Here is a 1,333-nt window from a genome sequence, read left to right on the forward strand (position 1 = left end):
GGAGAAGCTGCAGGCCCGCCTGGTCCGCCGCCCCAAGCGCTCCGAGGTCCCCGTGACCTGCGAAGAGCAGCTGGTGGTCGAATACTACGCTCGCTAGGCCGGTAGTTCCGGGGCCTCAGAACCTCAGGAACCACCCCTGCGAGATGCTGCCTCCGTGCGCGGAGGCAGCGCAGAACAGCCCGCGGCATCGGCCGCGGGCTGTTCAGTAGGTAAGGTGTTCAGTGGCGGGGAGGGTGCCTGCACAAGGTGCGCCCCGCCGTCGTTAGCCGGAACCCCCACGCAGCCGATGGCCTGCCCACGCTGCGCGCGGAACCGGAGTACGCCGTCAACCAATAAATAGGAGCGTTTGAGCCCATGTCAGGTGGAGATATCGCCGGTCTGATCGCCGCGGGCGTGTTCGCGGTGCTGGTGGCCCTGCTGGCCATCCCGGTCTGGAAGCTCGGCAAAGTGTTCGATGAACTGCGCCAGGCCATCCGGGAACTGAGCGACGGCACCACGCCGCTGATCGGCGAAGTCACCACGACGGTGAGCACCACGAACGAACAGCTCCGGAAGGTCGACGGGATCTCCAACCACGTCTCCGACGCTTCCGCGAACCTGTCCGCCTTGACCTCGCTGGTCTCGGCAACCCTGGGCTCGCCCCTGATCAAGGTGGCTGCTTTCTCCTACGGCGTGCGCAGCGCCCTCACCTCCGCAGGCAAGGGCGCCCCCGAGGGCAAGCGCCGCCGCGGCCGCTAAGAGCGAAAGAGGAATCATGAAACGATTGATCTGGATGGCGGCCGGCGTGGCCATAGGCGTGCTCGCCGTACGCAAGGTCTCCCAAACGCGTGATGCCTTGGGCCCGGCGGGATTGAACCGTGCACTGGGGCAGGTGGCCGATTCCGTCGCCAACTTCGCCGACGCCGTCCGCGACGGCATGGCCGAACGCGAGACCGATCTGCGCCTCGCCCTGGGCATTGATTCCGCCGACGACGTCCGCAAGCGATAAGTTTTTCTTGCGGCATCACGCCACGCACCGGTCCACAGGGCCGTTTTGTACCCCGGAAGGTAAGACACAGGCACCATGAAATCCCATGAGATTGTCCGCCGCTGGCTCGACTTCTTCGAACAGAAGGGCCATGCCGTGGTTCCTTCGGCGTCGCTGGTGTCGCCGGACCCCTCGCTGCTGTTCACCGTGGCCGGCATGGTGCCGTTCATCCCGTACCTGACCGCCCGCGAGACGCCGCCGTACCCGCGCGCCACCAGCGTACAGAAGTGCATCCGCACCGCAGACATTGAAGAGGTCGGCAAGACCGTCCGGCACGGCACGTTCTTCCAGATGTGCGGCAACTTC

The 1,333-nt window shown here is 65.9% G+C and carries 3 protein-coding genes and 1 pseudogene; all 4 read left to right on the top strand.

Features of this window, described 5'->3' with window-relative positions:
- Positions 1-97: pseudogene (locus AC5RWT_RS37445) on the top strand (30S ribosomal protein S4); the annotation flags it as partial.
- Positions 98-354: 257 nt separating this feature from the next.
- A complete protein-coding gene (locus AC5RWT_RS37450; protein ID WP_494084627.1) occupies positions 355-738 on the top strand; it encodes a DUF948 domain-containing protein in 384 nt (127 codons plus the stop codon).
- 16 nt (positions 739-754) lie between these two features.
- Positions 755-988, top strand: a complete 234-nt coding sequence (locus AC5RWT_RS37455; protein WP_494084628.1) for a DUF6167 family protein — start codon at positions 755-757, stop codon at positions 986-988.
- 75 nt (positions 989-1,063) lie between these two features.
- On the top strand, positions 1,064-1,333 hold a 270-nt coding region (locus AC5RWT_RS37460), incomplete at its 3' end, for an alanine--tRNA ligase-related protein (RefSeq protein WP_494084629.1).

The sequence above is a fragment of the Arthrobacter sp. Dra40 genome, assembly GCF_059091905.1.